Genomic DNA, 22,974 nt, shown 5'->3' with positions numbered 1-22,974 from the left:
ATGACTCCAGGCTACGTCCCGTCAGGTGCGCCGGACCAGCGGCACCCGGGCGGAGACGGCCGTGCCCCGTCCGGGCTCCGTCTCGATCTCCACGGTGCCTGCGATCCGTTCGGCGCGGGCCCGCATCCCGCCGAGGCCGAAACCACCCGTGCCGCTGTGCGGGGTCAGGGCTGCCGGGTCGAAGCCGCAGCCGTCGTCGCGTACGTCCAGGGTGATCTCGTCGCCCATGTAGGAGAGGGTGACGCCGGCCCGGGCCGCCCCGGCGTGCCGGGCGGCGTTGGCGAGTGCCTCCTCGGCGATGCGGAGCAGCGTGGCGCCGACCTCGTCGTGGAGCGCCTCGACGGTGCCGGTGACGGTGAACTCCGCGCGTACGCCGGTGCGTTCCGTCCAGCCGACGACCGTCTTCTTCAGCGCACCGGGCAGGTCGTCGTCCTCCAGTGCGGCGGGCACCAGGTTGTGCACGGAGCGGCGCGCCTCGCCGAGACTGTGCCGGGCGAGGGCCGCCGCACGGTCGAGGTGCTCCCGGGCCACGGCGGGGTCGGGGGCGGAGGTGCCGGCCTGGAGCTGGGCGATGATCCCGGTCAGGCCCTGGGCCAGGGTGTCGTGGATCTCGGCGGCGAGCCGGCGCCGCTCGTCGGCGACCCCTGCCTCCCGGGCCTGGAGCAGGAGTTGGCTGTGCAGGGTCGCGTTCTCGGCGAGGGCCTGTTCCAGCCGGGTGTTGGCGAGTTCCAGCTCGGTGATGGTCTCCTTCTGGCGCCGGGCCTTCTCCTCCTCGCGGTCCCCGAGGTTGCCGAAGAAGATGGCGAGGGCGGAGTGCAGGGCGAAGAGCGCGCCGAAGGCGATCCAGTTGGTCAGGGAGGCCGGCGGCAGTCCGCTGCCGGACTGCGCTCCGGCCATGGTGACGGCGGTGCACATCAGCCCGGGTCGTACGAAGCGCCGCGGGACCAGCGTGGCGACGTCGAAGTAGCCGACGATGGCGTAGATGGAGAAGAAGGGGTTGCACCAGCAGAGCGCGAAGCCCAGCACGGTCCGCAGCACGTAGTAGACCTGACCGGCCCCGGCGTGCGCGGGCCGTTGCCGGGTCCGGCCCCACCACGCCTCGAGTGCGACGGCCGCGGAGACCATGGCCGTTGCCGCGGACATGGCCGTTGCGGACATGCCGACGACCCCGGCGGACAGGGCGGCCATCAGGACGGCGACACCCAGGAGGGCGTACGGGCCGTACCGGTGGAACCGCTCCGCCAGCGTCCCGACGTTCACGCCTACCTCCGTCGCCTCGTCCGGGCCCAGTCTCCCCCGTGCCACGCTCCGGGTCACTCCCAGCGGAAGAGCCGCGTCGCCGCCTTGCTCAGCACGGCGGTCCACAGGACCATCACCAGCAGGTGCGTCCACCCCGGCCAGTTCCCCGAGGCCGCCTGGTCCAGGGCCTGGGAGGCGGCGCCGAGCGGGGTGAACTCGACGATCGTGCGCAGCAGGTCCGGCATGGTCTGGACGGGCACCCAGACCCCGGCGGTGAACATCATCAGGAAGGAGGCGCCCGACCCGACGGCGGTCGCGACCTTGGACGTCCGGGACACCGCGCAGAGGGTCGCACCGAGGACGAGGACGCAGACGACGGCGAGGACGAGCGCCAGCAGGTAGCCGGCCGCCTGTTCCGGCAGCCGTACGCCGAAGGCGATCCGGCCGACGGCGATGACGAGTACCGCCGATCCCAGCGAGGCCGCGCCGTGCAGGACGATCTGCGCGGTGAGCAGGGCCGTGGGGCGCACGGGGGTGGCCGACATGCGCCGAAGAATGCCCCGCTCGCGGTATCCGGTGAGGACCGGCGGCATGGCCTGGAGCGCGGCCATGATCATGGCCAGCAGCACGGCCACCGGCACGTACAGGTCGATGACGCTGCGGCCGCCGAGGGCGTCGTCGTCCTTCCGGAAGGACGGGATCAGACCGAGGATCGTCAACAGGACGGTGGGGAAGACCAGGATCCAGAACAGACTGCCGGGTTCACGCAGGAAGAGCCGGGTCTCCGTCCTGAGGACGGCGGCGAGCGGGGTGGGAGGGGACGCGACGGTGGTCGTGGTCATGAGGTCTGCTCCGTGAGGTCGAGGAAGACGTCGTCCAGGCCGGCCTCGGCGACGCGCAGCTGACGGGCGGTGATGCGGTGGCGGGCGAGGAGCGTGATCACGGCGTTGGCGGTGTCGTCCGTGCCGTGGATGACCACCCGGCCGCCGGGATCGGTCACGTCGACGGAGACGGCGCCCGGCAGCGTCTTGAGTTCGGCGTACGCGATCGGCTCCGACGGCGTGAAGGAGATGGCGGTCGCTCCCGCCGCACCGCCGATCAGCCCGCCGGGGGTGTCGAGCGCGACGACGCGGCCCTTGTCGATCACCGCGACCCGGTCGCAGAGCCGCTGGGCCTCCTCCATGAAGTGGGTGACCAGCAGGACGGTCACCCCGCTGTCCCGGATCTCCTCGATCAGCTGCCAGGTGTCACGGCGGGCCCGGGGGTCGAGGCCGGTGGTCAGTTCGTCCAGCACGACCACGCGCGGGTTCCCGATGAGGGCGAGCGCGATGAACAGGCGCTGCTTCTGACCGCCGGACAGCTTGGCGAAGCGGCGGTCGAGGTGGCCGTCGAGACCGAGCCGTTCGGCGAGCGCCCGCCGGTCGGCGGGGTGCGGGTAGAAGGCGCTGTACAGCTCCAGCGCCTCCCCCACGGTCAGCTTGGGCTGGAGCTCGCTCTCCTGGAGCTGGGCGCCCAGCAGTTGGGTGACGGCGCGGCGGTCGACGGCGGGGTCCAGTCCGGCGACCCGGACCGTGCCCGCGTCGGGGACCCGCAGTCCCTCGACGCATTCGACCGTGGTGGTCTTGCCGGCCCCGTTGGGGCCGAGGATCCCGAAGATCTCCCCCTCGTCGACGGTGAAGGTCACCCCGTCGACCGCGGGGCGGCCGCCGTAGGCCTTGTGGACCCCGTTCACTTCGATGATTGCCATGCCCGTAAGGATTCCGTCGGGCGGGCGGCGCCGGTATCCACCGTCCCGCTCGGACCGGCATCAGCCGATCGGTTGACAGGGCGCTCCGACCCACGGCGTGTGTCCGGAAAACCACGTGAGCGATGTCAGTCGTGAACCATAGGCTCGCTCCTGATGCCCGAAGAACCTGCAGAGCCCACGGACCGGTCCGCCGTGCGCTCCCTCCTGCGACTGTGGCCCTATGTCAGACCGGTGCGCGTGCGCTGGATCAGTGCGGCGCTGGTGGCGGTACTCGCGTCCTGTCTCGCGCTGGTGATCCCGCTGGTCCTGAAGTGGATGGTGGACGGCCCCGTCGCGGACCGTGATCCCGGCGGGGTGTGGCTGGGGGCGCTCTGGCTGCTGCTGCTGGGGATCGTCGAAGCGGGGCTGTTCGGGCTCCGGCGGTGGCTCGTGGCCCGGCCCCTGGCCGGTGTCGAGGCGTCGATGCGCGCCGACCTCTACCGCCATCTGCAGCGGCTCCCGGTGGCGTTCCACGACCGCTGGCCCTCGGGGCAGCTGCTCTCGCGCGGGACCACGGACTTGATGCTGCTGCGGATGTTCCTGGCCTTCCCGCTGACGTTCCTGCTGGTCAACGGCACGACGATTCTGGTCGGTTTCGTCATCCTGTTCGCCCAGGAGTGGTCGCTGGGGCTGGTACTGCTCGCCCCCGCCGTCCCGCTGATGATCCTGTGCTCGGTGTTCGAGACGAAGTACGCCCTGGTGGCGCGCAGGGCACAGGACCAGGTCGGCGATCTGACGACGGTCGTCGAGGAGAGCGTGCTGGGCATCCGTATCGTCAAGGGATTCGGCCGCAACCGCAGCCAGGCGCTGGCCTTCCGCGCACTCGCGCGGCGGCTGCGGACCACGGAGCTGGGCAAGGCCCGGCTGCTCGCGGGGATCTGGGCGCTCATCACCGCCATTCCGGAGCTGGCGATCGGTGCCGCGCTGGTGCTCGGCACGATCGAGGTCGCGGACGGCGGCCTGTCGGCGGGCACGCTCGTCGCGTTCCTCTCGACGGCCCTGGCGCTGCGCTGGCCGGTCGAGTCGATCGGCTTCCTGCTGGCGATGAGCCAGGAGTCGGCGACGGCAGCCGACCGCTACTTCGAGGTCATGGACGTCGCGGAGGAGCCGGAGCCGGGGACGCCGGAGGAGGCGGCCGGGACGGCCGGGCAGGGCATCGTCTTCGAGGGGGTGGAGTTCCGCTACCCCGACGCCGACCCCGGCTCACCACCCGTCCTGGCCCGGATCGACCTGCGGATCCGTCCCGGCGAGACGATGGCCCTGGTGGGCGCCACGGGTTCCGGGAAGACGACGCTGACGGCGCTCGTCCCCCGGCTGCACGAGGCCACCGGCGGCCGGATCCTCCTGGACGGCGAGGACATCGCCACCATGGAGCGGCCCCGGTTGCGCGAGCTGGTGTCGGTGGCCTTCGAGGAACCGACCCTCTTCTCGGCGACCGTCGGGGAGAACGTACTGATGGGCGCGGAGGGCGCGAGCGAACAGGAGCTGAGCCGGGCGCTGTCGGTCGCGCAGGCCGGCTTCGTGCACGATCTGCCGCAGGGAGTCGACACGCAGGTCGGCGAGCAGGGGCTGAGCCTCTCCGGCGGCCAGCGGCAGCGCCTCGCACTGGCCCGTGCCGTGGTCGGCGGACCGCGCTTCCTGGTGCTCGACGACCCGCTCTCCGCCCTGGACGTGCACACGGAGACGCTGGTGGAGGCCGCGCTGCGGCGTGTGCTGGAGGACACGACGGCCGTGGTCGTCGCCCACCGGCCGTCCACGGTGATGCTGGCGGACCGGGTGGCCCTGCTGTCCGAGGGCCGGATCAGCGCCGTGGGAACCCATCAGGAACTCCTGCGCACCAACGCCGAGTACGCCTGGCTGATGTCCGGTGCCCGCGGCACCGGCGTCCCTGTCCCCGAGGAGGGCAGCACCCGATGACCAGTACGACTGCCGACGGACCCGCCCTCGCCGACGAGGACCTGACCGGGAAGAAGTCCGGCCCGGCGCCGGGCGACGGGGACCTGTTCGACGCCGATGCCCTGCCCGCCCCTCCGGGTGCCACCCGGGCGCTGCTGACCTCCCTGCTCGTCCCGCTGAAGGCCAGGGTGGTCGTGGCCTCCCTCCTGCTGCTCGTCCAGCAGGCCGCCGTGCAGGCGGGGCCGCTGCTCGTCGCGTACGCCATCGACAGCGGTGTGCCCGCCTTCCGCGACCACGACTACGGTCCGCTGGCCGCCGTGGGCGTCGGGTACGCGGTGTGCTCGATCGGTGCGGGGCTGCTCCAGTACGCCTTCATCCGGGCGGCCGCCCGGATCAACCAGGATGTCCTGCTCGATCTGCGTGGGCGGATCTTCCGCCACGCGCAGGCGCTGAGTGTGGACTTCCACGAGCGCTACACCTCGGGCCGGCTGATCTCCCGCTCGACCACGGATGTGGAGTCCCTGCGCGAGTTGCTGAGCGAGGGCCTGCAGGAACTCGTCGGGGTGGTCCTGTCGTTCGTGTCGATCTCCCTGATGCTGCTCTGGCTCGACCTCGGCATCGGCGCCATCGCCGTGGCCTCCTTCGCCCCTCTGTTCCTGCTGGTGCGGAGCTACCGGCGCAGGGCGTCCAAGGCGTACTCGGCGCGCTCCTCGGCGATCGCCGCGGTCATCGTGAAGTTCGCCGAGACGATGAACGGGATCCGTCCCGTGCAGGCCTTCCGCAGGGAGCACGCCAACGACAAGGACTTCGCGGTGTTCAACCGCCGCCATGAGCGGAGGAACGGCGACGCGCTGCTGGAGATGGCCCGCTACGTCGTCGGCTCCCGGCTCGTCGCCAACACCGCGGTGGCGTCGATGGTGCTCTGGGGCGCCCACCGGGTGGCTTCGGGCACGCTGGCGCTCGGTGTGCTGGCCGCGGCGGTGCTGTACCTGCGGCGACTGTACGACCCGATCGACCGGCTCGCGATGTTCCTCAACTCCTACCAGTCGGCGGCCGCTTCGCTGGAGAAGATCGCGGGTCTGCTCGCTCAGACGCCGGCGGTTCCCGAGCCCGTGGCGCCGAAGGCGCTGCCCGCCCTCGCCGGTGAGCACCCCGGCCGCGAGGTCACGTTCGACGGGGTGCGGTTCGCCTACCGCACGGGGGGCGAGGTCCTGCCACGCTTCGGCCTGACGATCCCGGCCGGCCAGACCGTGGCCGTGGTCGGCTCGACGGGTGCGGGCAAGTCGACGCTGGCCAAGCTGCTGGCGCGTTTCTACGACCCGACGGAGGGCCGGGTCCTGCTGGACGGTACCGATCTGCGGGACCTGGCGACGGCGGAGCTGCGCAGGGGTGTGGTGATGGTGACCCAGGAGGCGTTCCTGTTCTCCGGGACGATCGCCGAGAACATCGCGATCGGCCGTCCGGAGGCGACGCCCGAGGAGATCGAGCACGCGGCGAAGGCCATCGGGGCACACGACTTCATCAGCTCGCTGCCCGACGGGTACGACACGGATGTCCGCAAGCGGGGTGGCAGGATCTCCGCCGGACAGCGCCAGTTGGTCGCCTTCGCACGGGCGTTGCTCGCGGACCCGGCGGTGCTGATCCTCGACGAGGCCACGAGTTCGCTGGACATCCCGGGTGAGCGGGCGGTGCAGCGGGCGATGGACACGGTGCTGCACGGGCGCACGGCCGTCGTGATCGCCCACCGTCTCTCCACGGTCGAGATCGCCGACCGGGTCCTCGTGATGGAGCACGGCCGGATCGTGGAGGACGGCGCCCCGGCCGAACTCATCTGCGGTGCGGGCCGGTTCGCGGGACTGCACCGGGCATGGCGGGAGAGCCTGGCGTGAAGGGCCGTGGTCGCGAACCCCACGACGGGTAGCCCCGCGTCCCGTCCGCCCCGCGGGGTGAGACGGGGCCGGGCCGGCCCGAAGCCGTCAACCTCGCTCCGGCCGGCGGTGGGGAGCAGCGGCGGGTGGTCAGCGGGCGAGCGGCGGCCCCCTCCCGGCCACTCTGTTCGGATCCGGCCATACGTGCGCGCCGTCTCAGCACGTGGTCCCCTCCGCTTCCCCGCGCGGGACCCGGACGCGATGGACACCACGGGAAACCCCTATCTACCCTGCGGCGTACGGCAGTTGATCGTCACGGAAACGTTCCGCGCCATGGAAATGACACACGGCGAAACGTCCGCTTAACGAACACGGTTCTTCCGGCAACGGACGAATTCCAGCCATTATGTTGACGCGGTCCTGACACGCCCATGGTCCGGCTGGCACTCTTCCCCCGTTCCACGCACCGCCTGCTCCGCCCGGCCCGCTCACCCGGCCGGCCGTCGCCCCCTCGCAAAAGGAGTCCGCGTGAGACCCACGCCCAGCCGTCGTGCCACCGCGACAGGCGCTCTGATAGCCGCAGCCGCCCTCCTCGCCGTCGGAATCCAGGGCGGTGCCGCAACGGCCGCCCCCGAAAGCGCGACCGCGGCCCCCGCCGCAGCGACGAAGGGCGCCGACCCCGGCGCGCTCCCCGCGAAGCTCTCCCCCGCCCAGCGGGCCGAACTGCTCCGCGAGGCCAACTCCACCAAGGCGGCCACCGCCGAGGAACTCGGGCTCGGCGCCACGGAGAAGCTCGTGGTCCGCGATGTCGTCAAGGACGTCGACGGCACCACTCACACCCGCTACGAGCGCACGCTCGACGGCCTCCCCGTCCTCGGCGGCGACCTGGTCGTGTCCACGTCGGAGTTCGGGACGGCCGACGGCGTCACCAAGGCGTCCAAGGCGACCGGCGCACAGCTGAAGGCGGCGGGCACCACCGCGGACGTCGCGCCGGCCACCGCCGAGAAGCAGGCGCTCACCGCGGCCCGGGCCGACGGTTCGAAGAGCACCGAGGCGTCCAAGGCCCCGCGCAAGGTCGTCTGGGCGGCGAGCGGGACCCCCCAGCTCGCGTACGAGACCGTGGTCGGCGGCCTCCAGCACGACGGCACCCCGAACGAGCTGCACGTCATCACGGACGCCTCCTCCGGCGCCAAGCTCTACGAGTGGCAGGCCATCGAGAACGGCACCGGCAACACGCAGTACAGCGGACAGGTGACGCTGGGGACCTCCGGTTCCTCCGGCTCGTACAACCTGACCGACAGCGCGCGCGGCAGCCACAAGACGTACAACCTGAACCGCGGTACGTCCGGCACCGGGACCCTGTTCTCCGGCGCCGACGACGTCTGGGGCAACGGCAGCGCGTCGAACACCGAGACGGCCGCCGCCGACGCGCACTACGGGGCAGCGGAGACCTGGGACTTCTTCAAGAACGTCATGGGCCGCAGCGGCATCAGGGGCGACGGCGTCGGCGCGTACTCCCGCGTCCACTACGGCAACAACTACGTCAACGCCTTCTGGTCCGACAGCTGCTTCTGCATGACGTACGGCGACGGCAGCGGCAACGCCGCGCCGCTGACCTCGCTCGACGTGGCGGCGCACGAGATGAGCCACGGCATCACCTCCAACACCGCCGGTCTCAACTACAGCGGGGAGTCGGGCGGCCTCAACGAGGCGACCTCGGACATCTTCGCGGCGGGCGTCGAGTTCTACTCGGACACCGCCGAGGACCCCGGCGACTACGAGGTCGGCGAGAAGATCGACATCAACGGCGACGGCACCCCGCTGCGTTACATGGACAAGCCGAGCAAGGACGGCGCGTCCAAGGACTACTGGTACTCGGGCATCGGCTCGGTCGACGTCCACTACTCCTCGGGCCCGGCGAACCACTTCTTCTACCTGCTCTCCGAGGGCAGCGGCGCCAAGACCGTCAACGGGGTGGCCTACGACTCCCCGACGTCCGACGGCCTCCCGGTGACCGGCATCGGCCGGGACAAGGCGCTGCAGATCTGGTTCAAGGCGCTCACCACGAAGTTCACCTCCACCACGAACTACGCCGCGGCCCGCACCGGCACCCTCGCCGTGGCCGGTGAGCTGTACGGCACCACGAGCGCCGAGTACACCGCGGTCGCCAACGCCTGGGCCGGCATCGCCGTGGGCTCCCGCCCCGGCGGCGGCACCGACCCCGACCCGGGTGGCACGGTCTTCCAGAACACGACCGTCAAGGCCATCGCCGACCGGAGCACCACCAGCTTCCCGGTGGCCGTCAGCGGCGTCACCGGCAACGCTCCCAGTGACCTGTCGGTGGCGGTGAACATCAGCCACACCTACCGCGGTGACCTGGTCCTCGACCTGGTCGCCCCGGACGGGACGGCGTACCGCCTGAAGAACTCCTCGTCGAGCGACTCCGCGGACAACGTGGTGGAGACCTACACGGTCAACGCCTCGTCCGAGGTGGCCAACGGTACGTGGAACCTCAAGGTCCAGGACGCCTACTCGGGCGACACCGGCACCTTCAACAGCGTCAAGCTCACCTTCTGAGCCTCCTCCGCGGGCGCTGAGCAGGCCGCGCGGAACACGGAAGCCGGAAGCCTGACGGCCCGGGGGAGCACCGCTCCCCCGGGCCGTCGCGCGTTCGGCCGGGGGCGCGTTCAGCCCGGGACGTTCTGCTCGGCCCAGACGACCTTGCCGGTCGCCGTGCGGCACGAACCCCACCTGCGGCACAGCAGGTTGATGAGCTGCAGCCCCCGGCCGCCCTCGTCGCTGACGTCGGCGTGCTGGATCTGCGGCAGGTCGGGCCCGGTGTCGGCGAGCTCCACCTGGAGCCGCTCGTCGTACAGCAGCCGCAGCCGGCCCGGACCGCCGCCGTAGCGCAACGCGTTGCCGACCAGCTCGCTGACGACCAGTTCCGTCACGTCCGTGAGTTCGTCGAGGCCCCACCGGGTGAGCTGCTCGGTGATCAGCTTGCGCGCGGTGGAGGCGGGATTGCCCTCCTTGGGCAGGTCCCACTCCCGCAACTTCATGGCGGACGGCGGCTCGTGGCCCCCGGCGACCAGCAGCACGGCCTCGTCGAAACGGCCGTCGTCCCGCCGCGGCGAGGTGAGCGGGCCTCCGGCGTCGAGCTGCTCCGGCGGCATCGCGGCCACGGCCGCGCGCAGCCCCTCCAGCTGTACGTCCACGTCGTCGGTCCTGGTCTTGATCAGCCCGTCGGTGTACAGCACCAGCCGGCCACCCGCCGGGCCGCGCAGCCTCAGCGGGTCGTACGGGATGACCCCGGCGCCCAGCGGCGCACCGACCGGCACGTCGAGGTAGCGGGCGGTGCCGCCCGCGTCCACCAGCAGCGGCGGCGGATGGCCCGCGCTCGCGATGGTGTAGCTGGAGTCCGCCGGGTCGTAGACCGCGCACAGGCAGGTGGCGACCTGGTCGTCCTCCAGGTCGCGGGTCGCCAGGTCCAGCCGGGCGAGCACCCGGTCGGGTGCGATGTCCAGCATCATGAGCGTCCGGGCGACGGCCCGCAGCCGGCCCATCGTGGCGGCGGCGGGCAGACCGTGGCCGGTGACGTCGCCGACGACCAGCGCCGTACGCCCGCTGGGCAGTGCCACCACGTCGTACCAGTCGCCACCCACCCCGTGCGCCTCGACGGCGGGCGCGTAATGGGCGTGCACCCGCAGGCCCGGGGTGTGGGGGGTGGCGCGCGGCAGCAGGGAACGCTGCAGCGAGACGACGTGCTCCCGCTCGCGCCCGTAGAGCCGGGCGTTGTCGATGAACACGGCTGCCATGGAGCCGAGTTGACCCGCGAGATTCAGGTCGGCACGGTTGAAGGGCGGGCTGTTCCCGGCGCGTACGAAATCGGCGGAGCCCAGCAGGACACCGCGGGCGATCAGCGGAACGGCCATGTAGCTGTGGACGCCCTGCCGCCGCATCGCCGCGGCCGCGCTCCGGGTGGGCGTGACGCGCTCGTAGTCATCCGGAGTCATCCGGCTGACCAGCACGGGCCGGCCGTTGCGCAGACACTCGGTGGTCAGCAGCGTCTCGCGGCGCTCCCGGTGGTCGACGACCTGGCCCACCGGTGAGGGTTCCAGCTCGTTCAGCGCGTCGATGGCCCGGACCGCCATGGCACGGGTGACGGGGACCGCCGCGCCGGTGACGCGCTCGCCCTCCTCGCCGCGCAGCACGGACTCCAGCACGTCGACGGCCGCGGCGTCGGCCAGTCTCGGGACGCTGAAACCGGCCAGCTCCTCGGCCGTGCGCTCCAGGTCGAGGGTCGTGCCGATCCGGGTGCTCGCGGCGTTGAGCCAGCGCATCCGGGCCGCGGTGGTGAAGCGGTCGCCCCGCAGCGGGACGGATTCAGGGCGGCGGATGTGCAGCGGCCGGGAGGTGCCGTTCCGCGCGGCCAGCCGACGGGTCAGGCGCCTCGCTCGGCCTCCGCCGCCGTTCGCCGTGCTGACCTCCACTCGCGCCCCGCCGGGACGCCTCGCTGTCACGTCGGTGACTGCTGGGCGACACCGGCACGTTTTCATGTTAGCGAGGTCACGGCGGAAACACCCCTGCCGCTTCTTCCCCCGGGACCGGCGGGCACAGCGGTGGGCCGGGCGCCGCACGCACGCACGCCCGGCCCGCCGCGAGCCGGTGCGTCAGCGCAGGAGCATTCCACCGCCGTCGCCCGTGGCGGCGTTCGGCACCGCGACCAGGCCGAGTTCCGCACCCGAGGCGAGCCGCGGATGCGACGGCAGGACCCGCACGGTGTAGCCGTAGGGACCCGTGCGGTCGAGGGCGAGCGGGCCCTCGTACAGCCAGCGGTCCTCCAGGTCGTGCCCGCCGGCCGGCTTCAGCGGAAACGTCCGGGCCTCCGCGATCGCGTCGCCGGAGTCGACCCGCCCGGCGACCACCTGCACCTCCACGTCCTCCGGGTCGAGACCGCCCAGGGCGATCCGGACCCGGAGCGCCAAGGTGGACCCCAGCTCGGCGGAACCGCCGACGACCGTGTCGACGGAGGCCTCCACGTGGTCGACCGCCACCTGCGGCCAGGCCGTACGGATCCTGGCCTTCCAGGAGGCGAGCTCGCGGGCGGCCACGGGCTCCAGAGCCCTGCGGGACAGCGCCGCGGGAGCGTAGAGCCTTTCGACGTACTCCCGCACCATGCGGCCCGCCAGGACCTTGGGGCCCAGGGTGACCAGCGTGCGGCGGACCATCTCGATCCACCGCTCGGGAAGGTCCTCGGCGTTGCGGTCGTAGAAGCGGGGGGCGACCCGGTCCTCGATCAGCGCGTACAGGGCGTTGGCCTCCAGCTCGTCGCGCCGCTCCTCGTTCGTGGCGGAGCCGTCGGCGGTGGGGATCGCCCAGCCGAAGTCGGGCTCGAACCACTCGTCCCACCAGCCGTCGCGGACGGAGAGGTTGAGGCAGCCGTTGAGCGCCGCCTTCATGCCGCTGGTGCCGCAGGCCTCCAGGGGGCGCAGCGGGTTGTTGAGCCAGACGTCGCAGCCCGGGTAGAGCTTCTGCGCCATCCCCATGCCGTAGTCGGGCAGGAACACGATGCGATGGCGCACCCGCGGGTCGTCCGAGAACCGCACCAGTTCCTGGACCAGCCGCTTGCCGCCGTCGTCGGCGGGGTGGGCCTTGCCGGCGACGACGATCTGGATCGGGTGCGTCGGATGGAGCAGCAGCTCCCGCAGCCGGTCGCGGTCGTGCAGCATGAGCGTGAGGCGTTTGTACGAGGGCACCCGGCGGGCGAAGCCGATGGTCAGCACGTCCGGGTCGAGGACACCGTCGATCCAGCCCAGTTCGGCGGTGCCCGCGCCGCGCCTGCGCCAGGAGGCGTAGAGCCGTTTGCGCACCTCGGTGACGAGCTGCTCGCGCAGCCCCCGGCGCAGGTCCCAGATCTCGCGGTCGGGGACGGAGGTCACGGCGTCCCAGCGCCTGGGTGTGCCGGCCGTCCCGCCGTCGGCACCGGTCTCCCCGGTCTCGGCTCCGGCGAGGGCGTTCTGCGCGCGGGCGGAGCCGAATGTGCCGGCGCCGAGCCGGAGAACCTCGGGGGCGACCCAGGTCGGGGCGTGCACCCCGTTGGTCACGGAGGTGATCGGCACCTCGGAGGGGTCGAATCCCGGCCACAGCCCGGAGAACATCTCCCGGCTGACGGCTCCGTGCAGGGTGGAGACCCCGTTGGCGCGCTGGGCGAGCCGCAGCCCCATCACCGCCATGTTGAAGAGCTCGGGCTCGCCGCCGGGGTAGGTCTCCATCCCGAGGCGCAGGATCCTGTCCACGCCGACCCCGGGCAGCTCGCCGTCGTCACCGAAATGACGGGCGACGAGCTGGCGCTCGAACCGGTCTATCCCGGCGGGCACCGGGGTGTGCGTGGTGAAGACCGCGCCGGCCCGGACGACTTCCAGCGCGGCGTCGAAGTCCAGGCCGGTCTCGGAGAGTTCCCGGATCCGCTCCAGACCGAGGAATCCGGCGTGCCCCTCGTTGGTGTGGAACACCTCGGGAGCCGCGTGCCCGGTGAGACGGCAGTAGGTGCGCACGGCGCGCACCCCGCCGATGCCGAGCAGCATCTCCTGCAGCAGCCGGTGGTCGCTGCCGCCGCCGTAGAGCCGGTCGGTGACGTCGCGCTCGCCCGGTGCGTTCTCCTCCACGTCGGAGTCCAGGAGGAGCAGGGGGACACGCCCGACCCGGGCCTGCCAGATCGAGGCGTGGAGCGAGCGCCCGCCGGGCAGGGCGAGCACGACCCTGCTGGGGGTGCCGTCGGCCTCCCGCAGGAGGGTGAGCGGCAGCTCGTTGGGGTCGAGGACGGGGTAGTGCTCCTGCTGCCAGCCGTCCCGGGAGAGGCTCTGGCGGAAGTAGCCGTGCCGGTAGAGCAGGCCGACCCCGATGAGCGGTACGCCCAGGTCGCTGGCGGCCTTCAGATGGTCACCGGCCAGGATGCCGAGCCCGCCCGAATACTGGGGCAGGGCGGCGGTGACGCCGAATTCGGGTGAGAAGTAGGCGATGGCGGCGGGGAGCTCCGCGCCCTGGGAGAGCTGGTTCTGATACCACCTCGGGCCGCCGAGGTACTCCCGGAGGTCCTCGGACACCTCGGTGAGCCGGCGCAGGAACTGCTGGTCCCCGGCCAGCTCGGCGAGGCGCGCGGCGGAGACGGCGCCGAGCAGGCGCACGGGGTCGGCGTCCGCGGGCCGCCAGCCCTCCGGGTCGGCCGCCTGGAAGAGCTGTCGGGTCTCGGTGTGCCAGGACCAGCGCAGGTTGTGGGCGAGGTCGCTGAGCGGTCGCAGGGGTTCGGGGAGGACGGGACGCACGGTGAATCGACGAATGGCCTTCACGTATCCCACCTTTACAGGGGACGTACGGATCCGAGGGGACGCACGACGGTGGGCGCCCTCTCCGTCACCCTCGACGGTAGCGGCGTGCCGCCGAACGCGACCACGGCGCGCGACCGGCTCAGTGGGTCCGCCCCGACGCGGTCCACCCGCCCCCGTTCCCCTGCGCTGCACCGGGCGCGCCCTCTCCCTGCCACCTCCCGCGCCACTCCGGCCACCGAGGTCCCGTCGGCCCCTCGTACCTCTGCCGCCGCATGGGCCAGATGCGCCAGTTACGCCCCCATCTGTCACGGGCGATATGGCTGATTTCCCCACCTCGCTCGGGCTTGTGGCACCCCGCACCACAGGGAAGGCTGCGGAGGTGCCCGCGTGGCGGCCGGGGGACCGGCGCGCGGCCCACAGCGTGTGCACCGGTTGCACCCAGGAGTTAACACACCGCCGGGTTGGCCGCCCGAAAGCGGTGGGAAGGCTCCCCCGGTGACGATCCGGTCCGCCCGTCGCGGACCGGGCCGTCACCCCCGCGCTGCACATCCCAGGTGCCCCGGTCCGAGCACGAACCGCCCGCGCACCTGCCATTCGAGTGCCATTCGAGTGAACGCGGACAGGAGCGGCCATGCCCACAGCCCGCCAGCCGACAACCGAGCAGCTACAAAGGACGCAACCCCACCATCGCGGCGCGCGCGGTCAGCCCTTCACGCCCACGTCGCGCGCCGTGCATGCCGAGCTCCCACCCCCAGGTGATTCCATGATCGGTCGCATTCCCGTCCTGGACGTCCGTCCGCTCGTCGACTGCGGCAGGCGGCCCGCCAAAGCCGTCGCGGGCGAGACCTTCGAGGTCAGCGCCACCGTGTTCCGCGAGGGCCACGACGCCGTGGCCGCCAACGTCGTCCTGTGCGACCCGAACGGACGGCCCGGCCCCTGGACGCCGATGCGTGAGCTCGCGCCGGGCACGGACCGGTGGGGCGCCGACGTCACCCCGGAGTCCGAGGGCCGCTGGACGTACACCGTCGAGGCGTGGAGCGATCCGGTCACCACCTGGCGCGCCCGCGCGCAGATCAAGATCCTGGCGGGCATCGACGTCGCGCTGGTCCTCGACGAGGGGGCCGAGCTGTACGCCCGCGCCGCCGAGGGCGTACCCAAGAAGGACGGGCGGGAGGCCGTGCTGGCCGCCGTCGACGCGCTGCGCGACGCGAAACGCCCGGCGGCCGGCCGGCTCGCGGCCGCGCTGACCGCCGAGGTGGACGAGGCGCTCGGCCGCCACCCCCTGCGCGAGCTGGTCACCGCCTCCCGGCCGCTGCCGCTGACGGTGGAGCGCCGGCGCGCCCTGTACGGCTCCTGGTACGAGCTGTTCCCGCGTTCCGAGGGTGCGCGGGAGGAGCCGGTGGCGCCCCCGAAGCCCGCCCGGAAGCCACGGGCCACGAAGACCGCCGCCACGCCCGCCAAGGTCACCCCCGCCCGGAAGAAGGCCCGGGCGGCCGTCAGCGCGGAGCTCCCGCCGCCGGCTCCCCGGATGATCAGCGGCACGTTCCGGACCGCCGCCGAGCGGCTTCCCGCAGTCGCCGCGATGGGCTTCGACGTCGTCTACCTCCCGCCGATCCATCCCATCGGCACCACGCACCGCAAGGGCCCCGACAACAGCCTCACCCCCGGGGACGGCGACCCGGGAGTGCCCTGGGCGATCGGTTCGGCCGAGGGCGGCCACGACGCCGTCCATCCGGATCTCGGCACCCTCGATGACTTCGACCACTTCGTCGCGACGGCCCGCACCCTGCGGATGGAGATCGCGCTGGACTTCGCCCTCCAGTGCTCGCCGGACCACCCCTGGGTGACGGAGCATCCGGAGTGGTTCCACCACCGCCCGGACGGAACCATCGCCTACGCCGAGAACCCGCCCAAGAAGTACCAGGACATCTATCCGATCGCGTTCGACACGGACATGCCCGGAATCGTCACGGAGACCGTGCGCGTCCTGCGGTTCTGGATGGAGCACGGCGTACGGATCTTCCGTGTCGACAATCCGCACACCAAGCCGGTGGTCTTCTGGGAGAAGGTGATCGCCGACATCAACCGCACCGACCCGGACGTCATCTTCCTGGCGGAGGCCTTCACCCGCCCCGCGATGATGCGCACGCTGGCCTCGGTCGGCTTCCAGCAGTCGTACACGTACTTCACCTGGCGTAACACGAAGCAGGAACTCACCGAGTACGTCACCGAGCTTTCGGGCGAGAGTTCCTCGTACATGCGGCCCAACTTCTTCGTGAACACGCCCGACATTCTTCCCGGTTACCTCCAGGAGGGCGGCCGTCCCGCCTTCGGGACCCGGGCCGTGCTGGCCGCGACGCTGTCCCCCTCCTGGGGTGTGTACGCGGGCTTCGAGCTGTACGAGAACACCCCGGTGCATCCCGGGAGCGAGGAGTACCAGAACTCGGAGAAGTATCAGCTCAGGCCCAGGGACTGGGAGTCGGCGGAACGTGAGGGCCGCTCGCTCGCTCCACTGATCACCTCGCTCAACCGGATCCGGCGTCGCCATCCGGCGCTCCAGCAACTGCGCGACGTCCACTTCCACCCGGTCGACAACGAGGCACTGATCGCCTACAGCAAGCGCTCCGGCCCGGACACCGTCCTGGTGGTCGTCAACCTCGACCCTCACCACACCCAGGAGGCCACGGTCTCGTTGGACATGCCGCGTCTCGGCCTCGACTGGCACGAGAGCGTGCCGGTGCGCGACGAGCTCACCGGCGACACCTATCACTGGGGCAGGACCTTCTATGTGCGTCTGGAGCCGGGTACGGCACCGGCGCACATCGCGGCCCTGCGACCGTCCCCGCCGACCGGAGGGTCACCCACACCATGATCGTCAATGAGCCTGTCCACGACCTGTTCGAGGACACTCCCGCCAAGGACCGCGATCCCGACTGGTTCAAGCGCGCCGTCTTCTACGAGGTACTCGTCCGGTCCTTCCAGGACTCCAACGGGGACGGCGTCGGTGACCTCAAAGGCCTCACCGCCAAGCTGGACTACCTGCAGTGGCTGGGCGTCGACTGCCTGTGGCTGCCGCCGTTCTTCAAGTCACCACTGCGCGACGGTGGTTACGACGTCTCCGACTACACCGCCGTGCTGCCCGAATTCGGCGACCTCGCCGACTTCGTGGAGTTCGTCGATGCCGCGCACCAGCGCGGCATGCGCGTGATCATCGACTTCGTCATGAACCACACGAGTGATCAGCACGACTGGTTCCAGCAGTCCCGCACGGACCCGGACGGGCCGTACGGCGACTACTACGTCTGGGCGGACGACGACAAGCAGTTCCCGGACGCCCGGGTCATCTTCGTCGACACGGAGACCTCCAACTGGACCTTCGACCCGGTCCGCAAGCAGTACTACTGGCACCGGTTCTTCTCGCACCAGCCCGATCTCAACTACGAGAACCCGGCGGTGCAGGAGGAGATCATCTCCGCCCTGCGCTTCTGGCTGGACCTCGGCATCGACGGCTTCCGGGTCGACGCGGTGCCCTACCTCTACCAGCGCGAGGGCACCAACTGCGAGAACCTCCCCGAGACCCACGGCTTCCTCAAGCGGGTCCGGAAGGAGATCGACGCCAACTACCCGGACACCGTGCTGCTGGCCGAGGCCAACCAGTGGCCCGAGGACGTCGTCGACTACTTCGGCGACTACACGGCCGGCGGCGACGAGTGCCACATGGCGTTCCACTTCCCGGTGATGCCCCGCATCTTCATGGCCGTACGGCGCGAGAGCCGCTACCCGGTCTCGGAAATCCTGGCGAAGACCCCGGAGATCCCGTCGGGCTGTCAGTGGGGCATCTTCCTGCGCAACCACGACGAGCTCACGCTCGAAATGGTCACGGACGAAGAGCGCGACTACATGTACGCGGAGTACGCCAAGGATCCACGGATGCGGGCCAACATCGGCATCCGCCGGCGTCTCGCACCACTCCTGGACAACGACCGCAACCAGATCGAGCTGTTCACGGCGCTGCTGCTGTCCCTGCCCGGCTCCCCGATCCTCTACTACGGGGACGAGATCGGGATGGGCGACAACATCTGGCTGGGCGACCGTGACGCCGTACGCACCCCGATGCAGTGGACACCCGACCGCAACGCCGGGTTCTCCTCCAGTGATCCGGGCCGGCTCTACCTCCCCACGATCATGGACCCGGTCTACGGCTACCAGGTCACCAACGTCGAGGCGTCGATGGCCTCGCCGTCGTCGCTGCTGCACTGGACGCGGCGGATGATCGAGATCCGCAAGCAGAATCCGGCGTTCGGCCTCGGCTCGTACAGCGAACTGCCGTCGTCGAACCCGGCGGTGATCGCGTTCACCCGCGAGTACAAGGACGATCTCGTGCTGTGCGTCCACAACTTCTCGCGGTTCGCACAGCCGACGGAGCTCGACCTGCGGGCCTTCGACGGGCGTCATCCGGTGGAGCTGATCGGCGGGGTGCGCTTCCCCGCCGTCGGTCAGTGGCCCTACCTGCTGACACTCGCGGGGCACGGTTTCTACTGGTTCCGGCTGCGGAAGGATGCTCCGGTCAGCTGACCACCGGTGACGGCCGGCTGACGGCGCCTCGCCCTGCGGGGCGCCACCCGCGGGGCGGTTTCCGCCGCCCCGCACGGGGCACTCTCCTCCCATATCGAGCACTTCCTGACTCTTCCTGGCCCTTCTGGACCCTTTGTGGCCCATTGATCGAGCATTGATCGAGTCCATACGAACATTTCCTCACCCGACACGTCCCGCACAGCCGGACAGCCATTGCCGCAATCCGGGACACTCTTCGCATCCTGTGGTGTGCCCGGGGAAAGGACGCGATGCCATGTCGGAGGCTGCATCCACTCGAGTCGCCCTGGCGAAGAGCACAACATCGAGAAAGACGACAAGAAGACATTCGACGAGTGCCACGGGCCCCACGGCCCTGCTGGCGTCACTCGCCCCGCTGCTCCACGAGTGGGTGCCCCGGCAGCGGTGGTTCGCGGGCAAGGGGCAGCCGGTCACCGGCTTCTCCCTCGTCGCGGGCACCGAGATACTGCCTCTGGACACCACGGGTACGACCCCCGGACTGCTGCATCTACTCGTCCGGGTGCACCAGCCGAGCAGCCGCTCCGCGCATGCCCAGGGAGACTGCTACCAGCTCCTGCTCGGCGTGCGCACCACGCTTCCCCCACATCTGGCCGGCGCCCGGATCGGCCAGGTCACGGACGGTCCGCTGGCGGGCCGCACCCTGTACGAGGGGCTGCACGACCCGCGCGTCGCCGACCTTCTGCTGGAACGATTCCGTACGCCCGGATCCCTCGGTCTCCTCCGCTTCGACCGGGCGGAGCCCATCCCGCCGGACCTCACCCCGCGCTTCCTGGACACCGAGCAGTCCAACTCCTCGCTCGTCTACGGGGACGCGCTCATCCTGAAGATCTTCCGGCGGGTCTTCCCCGGCACCAACCCCGACCTCGAGCTGCCGCTCGCGCTGGGCCGCGAGGGCTGCGGCCGGGTGCCCGCTCCGGTGGCCTGGTTCGAGGCGACGACGGCCCCGGAGCCGCTCACGCTCGGCGTGCTGCAGCCGTTCCTGCGCGGCGCCCAGGACGGCTGGCAGCTCGCGCTGGCCGCCCTGGCCGCCGGGCGGGACTTCGTGCCCGAGGCGCACGCGCTCGGCCGGGCGACCGCCGAGGTGCACACGGCCCTCGCCGCCGCACTGCCGACGCCGCCCCTGGCCCACGAACGCACCAGGGACCTGGTGGCCGGGATGGTGGAGCGCCTGGAGGCCGCCGCCCAGGCGGTCCCGGCACTCGTCCCGCACGTACCGGGGCTGCGCACCGCCTTCGACGCCGTCGCGGCCCTCGGGGACACCGGGCGCGGCTGGGCGGCGCAGCGGGTCCACGGGGATCTGCACCTCGGCCAGACCCTGCGGGGCGACGACGGCTTCTGGTCGCTGATCGACTTCGAGGGCGAGCCGGCCAAGCCGCTGCCCGAACGCCGCAGTCCGCAGCCGACCGTGCGCGACGTCGCGGGGATGCTCCGGTCCTTCGACTACGCGGCCCGCTCGCACCATCCGTGGAACCCCGCATGGGCGGCCCGCTGCCGTGCCGCGTACTGCGAGGGCTATGCCGCAGCGGCGGGCTCCGATCCGCGCTCCGAGCCGGAGCTGCTGCGCGCCCATGAGACCGACAAGGCGGTGTACGAGGTGCTGTACGAGGCCCGGCACCGCCCCGACTGGCTCCCGGTGCCGATGGCCGCCATCCGGCGCCTGGCGGCCACGCCCGTGTGACCTCCCGTTCCCTCCACCCACCCCGTGACCGTGTGACCTCCACTTCCCACCGCCCATCCCCCGCGCCCTACGAGTCTTCCGAGGAGGCTGTCTCTGTGACCGCCCGCAAGCCGTCCCGCAAGCCGTCCGAGCCCATCGAGGTCCCGCCCACGGCCAAGCCGGTGACCACCGAGGTCACCGCCCCGGCCGCGGCGCCCGCCCCCGCTCCCGCCACAGCTCCTGCCGCCGCTTCCGCCACCGGCGGGGGCGCGACTTCGGAGACCACTCCGCCGCCCGCCAAGCGGGCCCGGGCCAGGAAGACGACCGCGGCGGCCACCAAGACCCCGCCCCGGCCCCGGCGCGGTGGAGGCAGCAAGAACGTGCTGCCGGCCCCCGCCCTGGACGACGCGGACCGGGGCCGGCTGCTCGCCGGTGAGCACCACGATCCGCACGGTGTCCTGGGCGCGCACCCGGCCTCGGGCGGAGTGCTCTTCCGCGCGCTGCGCCCCTTCGCGCGTTCGGTGACGGTGCTGGCCGAGGGCAAGCAGTCCGAGCTGCAGAGCGACGGTGACGGCTTCTTCTCGGGCGTCCTGCCACTGCCCGCCGTGCCCGACGGGTACCGCCTGCGGGTCGCCTACGACGACAACACGATCGAGGTGGAGGACCCGTACCGGTTCCTGCCCGCCATCGGCGAACTCGATCTGCATCTGATCGGCGAGGGCAGGCACGAGGAGCTGTGGAAGGCACTCGGCTCCCAGCCGATGGAGCACCAGGGCGTCGCGGGCACCCGGTTCACCGTCTGGGCACCGAACGCGCGGGGGGTGCGCGTCGCGGGCGACTTCACCTACTGGGACGGCACGGCCCTCCCCATGCGCTCCCTCGGCTCCACCGGCGTCTGGGAGCTGTTCCTCCCCGGCGTCGGCGAAGGCGCCGTGTACAAGTACGACATCAGCAGGCCCGACGGCTCGCACACCCAGCGCGCCGACCCGATGGCCCGCTCCACCGAGGTGCCGCCCGCGACCGCCTCGGTGGTCACCGCGTCGCACCACGTGTGGCAGGACGAGGACTGGATGGGCCACCGGGGTGACCGCCCGGTCCACGAGTCCCCGTTCTCGGTCTACGAGGTCCATCTGCCGTCCTGGCGCCCGGGCCTCAGCTACCGCCAGCTGGCCTCTCAACTCCCGGCGTACGTACGGGAGCTGGGCTTCACCCATGTGGAGCTGATGCCGGTCTCCGAGCACCCCTTCGGAGGGTCCTGGGGCTACCAGGTCACCGGCTTCTACGCGCCGACGTCCCGCATGGGCACCCCGGACGACTTCCGCTTCCTGGTCGACGCGCTGCACGCGGCGGGCATCGGCGTCCTCATGGACTGGGTGCCGGCGCACTTCCCCCGCGACGACTGGGCGCTCGCCGAGTTCGACGGCCGCCCGCTGTACGAGCACTCCGACCCGAACCGGGCCGCGCACCCGGACTGGGGCACGCTGGAGTTCGACTACGGCCGCAAGGAGGTGCGGAACTTCCTGGTCTCCAACGCCACGTACTGGTGCGAGGAGTTCCACATCGACGGCCTGCGGGTCGACGCGGTGGCCTCCATGCTCTACCTCGACTACTCCCGCGAGGACGGCCAGTGGTCGCCGAACGAGCACGGGGGCCGGGAGAACCTGGACGCGGTCGCCTTCCTCCAGGAGATGAACGCGACGGTCTACCGGCGCAACCCCGGCGTCGTCACGATGGCGGAGGAGTCCACCGCCTGGGACGGCGTCACCCGCGCCACGGACCACAGTGGTCTCGGCTTCGGCCTGAAGTGGAACATGGGCTGGATGCACGACTCGCTGGTGTACATGTCCAAGGAGCCCATCCACCGCAAGTACCACCACGACGAGATGACCTTCTCGATGGTGTACGCGTACAGCGAGAACTACGTGCTGCCGATCTCGCACGACGAGGTGGTGCACGGCAAGCAGGCGCTGGTCACCAAGATGCCCGGCGACTGGTGGCAGCGGCGGGCGAACCACCGCGCGTACCTCGGCTACATGTGGGCCCACCCGGGTAAGCAACTCCTCTTCATGGGACAGGAGTTCGCGCAGGGCGCCGAGTGGTCCGAGGGCCACGGCCCGGACTGGTGGCTGCTCGACGAGACGTACGAGGCCTCCGGCGACCACCGGGGCGTACGCAACCTGGTCACGGACCTCAACGGGGTGTACAACGCGCTGCCCGCACTCTGGCAGCGGGACACCGTGCCGGAAGGTTTCAGCTGGATCGACGGGGGCGCCGCCGAGGACAACGCGTTCGCGTTCGTGCGGTACGACGCGGACGGGTCGCCGCTGATCGCCGTCTCCCACTTCTCCCCGGTGGTGCGGAACGACTACCGCATCGGCGTACCGGACGGCCCGGAGGCCTGGGTGGAGGTCATCAACACGGACGCGGCCCGTTACGGCGGCGGCGACGTGCGCAACGAGGAGCCGCTGAAGCCGGAGGCCGTACCGGCGCACGGCAGGGACACCAGCATCACGCTGACGCTCCCACCGCTGGCGACGGTCTGGCTGCGGCCGGCCTGACGGCCGGGGAGCAGGCGGCGCACCCGGACGG

The 22,974-nt window shown here is 71.5% G+C and carries 12 protein-coding genes; 7 read left to right on the top strand and 5 right to left on the bottom strand.

What is annotated here, in order from left to right:
* Nucleotides 1–21: 21 nt before the first annotated feature.
* From ACFYQ5_RS06080 to ACFYQ5_RS06070, 3 genes are read right to left on the bottom strand one after another with little or no spacing between them, the layout of a single operon-like run.
* Complete coding sequence (locus ACFYQ5_RS06080) at nt 22–1,260, bottom strand: sensor histidine kinase (RefSeq protein WP_389193770.1); 1,239 nt, start codon at nt 1,258–1,260, stop codon at nt 22–24.
* A 53-nt stretch (nt 1,261–1,313) separates the two neighbouring features.
* Complete coding sequence (locus ACFYQ5_RS06075; RefSeq protein WP_389193767.1) at nt 1,314–2,081, bottom strand: ABC transporter permease; 768 nt, start codon at nt 2,079–2,081, stop codon at nt 1,314–1,316.
* Complete coding sequence (locus ACFYQ5_RS06070) at nt 2,078–2,986, bottom strand: ABC transporter ATP-binding protein (RefSeq protein ID WP_389193765.1); 909 nt, start codon at nt 2,984–2,986, stop codon at nt 2,078–2,080. The genes ACFYQ5_RS06075 and ACFYQ5_RS06070 overlap by 4 nt, the downstream gene beginning before the upstream one ends.
* Before the next feature lie 153 nt (nt 2,987–3,139).
* On the opposite strand from ACFYQ5_RS06070, the gene ACFYQ5_RS06065 reads away from it, so the two are divergent.
* From ACFYQ5_RS06065 to ACFYQ5_RS06055, 3 genes are all read left to right on the top strand, one after another.
* The gene (locus tag ACFYQ5_RS06065; RefSeq protein ID WP_389193762.1) at nt 3,140–4,942 is read left to right on the top strand and encodes an ABC transporter ATP-binding protein; all 1,803 of its coding nucleotides are present in this window, start codon (nt 3,140–3,142) and stop codon (nt 4,940–4,942) included.
* Nucleotides 4,939–6,810: an ABC transporter ATP-binding protein gene (locus ACFYQ5_RS06060; RefSeq protein WP_389193759.1), complete on the top strand. Its 1,872-nt coding sequence runs from the start codon at nt 4,939–4,941 to the stop codon at nt 6,808–6,810. The genes ACFYQ5_RS06065 and ACFYQ5_RS06060 overlap by 4 nt, the downstream gene beginning before the upstream one ends.
* 507 nt (nt 6,811–7,317) lie before the next feature.
* A complete protein-coding gene (locus ACFYQ5_RS06055) occupies nt 7,318–9,366 on the top strand; it encodes a M4 family metallopeptidase (RefSeq protein ID WP_389193756.1) in 2,049 nt (682 codons plus the stop codon).
* A gap of 110 nt (nt 9,367–9,476) precedes the next feature.
* On the opposite strand, the gene ACFYQ5_RS06050 is transcribed toward ACFYQ5_RS06055, so the two are convergent.
* Nucleotides 9,477–11,279, bottom strand: a complete 1,803-nt coding sequence (locus ACFYQ5_RS06050) for a SpoIIE family protein phosphatase (protein ID WP_389194245.1) — start codon at nt 11,277–11,279, stop codon at nt 9,477–9,479.
* 180 nt (nt 11,280–11,459) lie between these two features.
* Entirely contained in the window at nt 11,460–14,135 is a 2,676-nt protein-coding gene (glgP, locus tag ACFYQ5_RS06045) for an alpha-glucan family phosphorylase (protein ID WP_389193753.1), read from the bottom strand.
* Between the two features lie 742 nt (nt 14,136–14,877).
* On the opposite strand from glgP, the gene ACFYQ5_RS06040 reads away from it, so the two are divergent.
* The 4 genes from ACFYQ5_RS06040 (at nt 14,878) to glgB (ending at nt 22,943) form a co-directional block, all read left to right on the top strand.
* Nucleotides 14,878–16,986 carry a maltotransferase domain-containing protein gene (locus ACFYQ5_RS06040; RefSeq protein WP_389193751.1) on the top strand — a complete coding sequence of 703 codons (2,109 nt, stop codon included), beginning with the start codon at nt 14,878–14,880 and terminating at the stop codon, nt 16,984–16,986.
* A complete protein-coding gene (treS, locus tag ACFYQ5_RS06035; protein ID WP_389193748.1) occupies nt 16,983–18,689 on the top strand; it encodes a maltose alpha-D-glucosyltransferase in 1,707 nt (568 codons plus the stop codon). Before ACFYQ5_RS06040 ends, treS begins: the two co-directional genes overlap by 4 nt.
* A gap of 274 nt (nt 18,690–18,963) precedes the next feature.
* Nucleotides 18,964–20,406 carry a maltokinase gene (locus ACFYQ5_RS06030; RefSeq protein ID WP_389193745.1) on the top strand — a complete coding sequence of 481 codons (1,443 nt, stop codon included), beginning with the start codon at nt 18,964–18,966 and terminating at the stop codon, nt 20,404–20,406.
* A 95-nt stretch (nt 20,407–20,501) separates the two neighbouring features.
* Nucleotides 20,502–22,943 (top strand): 1,4-alpha-glucan branching enzyme, encoded by a 2,442-nt coding sequence (gene glgB, locus ACFYQ5_RS06025; RefSeq protein WP_389193743.1) that lies wholly within the window; start codon nt 20,502–20,504, stop codon nt 22,941–22,943.
* Nucleotides 22,944–22,974: the final 31 nt, after the last annotated feature.

Origin of the sequence: Streptomyces sp. NPDC005794, from assembly GCF_042871445.1 — a bacterium.
Lineage (GTDB): Bacteria > Actinomycetota > Actinomycetes > Streptomycetales > Streptomycetaceae > Streptomyces.
This window is presented reverse-complemented; position numbering and strand designations above follow the sequence as displayed.

Excerpts from the sequence above, each read along its gene's own strand:
- ACFYQ5_RS06040 (WP_389193751.1), top strand. The coding sequence starts at position 14,878 with ATGATCGGTCGCATTCCCGTCCTGGACGTCCGTCCGCTCGTCGACTGC.
- ACFYQ5_RS06060 (WP_389193759.1), top strand. The coding sequence starts at position 4,939 with ATGACCAGTACGACTGCCGACGGACCCGCCCTCGCCGACGAGGACCTG.
- treS (WP_389193748.1), top strand. The coding sequence starts at position 16,983 with ATGATCGTCAATGAGCCTGTCCACGACCTGTTCGAGGACACTCCCGCC.
- ACFYQ5_RS06075 (WP_389193767.1), bottom strand. The coding sequence starts at position 2,081 with ATGACCACGACCACCGTCGCGTCCCCTCCCACCCCGCTCGCCGCCGTC.
- ACFYQ5_RS06030 (WP_389193745.1), top strand. The coding sequence starts at position 18,964 with ATGTCGGAGGCTGCATCCACTCGAGTCGCCCTGGCGAAGAGCACAACA.
- ACFYQ5_RS06065 (WP_389193762.1), top strand. The coding sequence starts at position 3,140 with ATGCCCGAAGAACCTGCAGAGCCCACGGACCGGTCCGCCGTGCGCTCC.
- ACFYQ5_RS06070 (WP_389193765.1), bottom strand. The coding sequence starts at position 2,986 with ATGGCAATCATCGAAGTGAACGGGGTCCACAAGGCCTACGGCGGCCGC.